The sequence below is a fragment of the Vibrio sp. 1249-1 genome (genome assembly GCF_033340495.1).
Genome location: NZ_JAWOWJ010000595.1, coordinates 1 through 676 on the forward strand (window position 1 = coordinate 1; position 676 = coordinate 676).

Annotated in this window: 1 protein-coding gene; it reads right to left on the minus strand. The window is 42.0% G+C overall.

From position 1 onward, the window contains the following. Positions 1-22: 22 nt before the first annotated feature. The gene (locus tag R7Z50_RS27825; protein ID WP_005463914.1) at positions 23-379 is read right to left on the minus strand and encodes a VOC family protein; all 357 of its coding nucleotides are present in this window, start codon (positions 377-379) and stop codon (positions 23-25) included. Positions 380-676: the final 297 nt, after the last annotated feature.

A 676-nucleotide genomic window follows, 5' to 3' on the forward strand; every position in this document is an offset into this window, starting at 1 on the left:
TTAACAACACAATACCGATGACTCAGTGACTCTCTGACCACACTGCAAACTCGTTTCCGCTTGGCTCAGTGAAGTGGAAACGACATCCGCCCGGAAACTCGAAAATAGGGCGGATGATTTGTCCGCCAAACTTCGCTACTTTTTCTAACGTGGCATGAATATCAGAGCTATAGAACACCAATAGTGCTGCGCCGTTTGAGGTTTGACTGACTTGTTCTGCCGAATAAAATCCGCCATCCAAACCTTGGCCAGAAAAGGCCGCGTAGTCAGGGCCGTAGTCGACAAATTGCCAACCAAAAACGTGCTCAAAAAACGCCTTAGTGGCACCGATATTGGGCGTACCAAATTCAACGTAGTTCAATTTTTCATGTTGATGCATGCGATATCCTTCCTGCTTGGTGATGTTTATTCAGTGTAATCACTCTCGCCACGAGATTCTCATGATTTTGGTTTGTTTTTTAATCTAAATAGATGAAAAACGAAAACTTTCATCGTTTATCCCTATCAAATCTATCGCCAATTCCCATTAAACAAATGGAATCTTTGAAGATATATTCTTCGTGGGCAGAAAAGAGCTTTTGAATATCCATTTACCACTCGTGGACTAAATGGTTAGCACGCATTGGAGAGCAACCATGCAGATGTCAAAAAGCTTTTTATTAATTACAGTTGGCTT

Bases quoted from the DNA above. Each gene is read 5' to 3' on its own strand.
- R7Z50_RS27825 (WP_005463914.1), bottom strand. From the start codon at position 379: ATGCATCAACATGAAAAATTGAACTACGTTGAATTTGGTACGCCCAAT.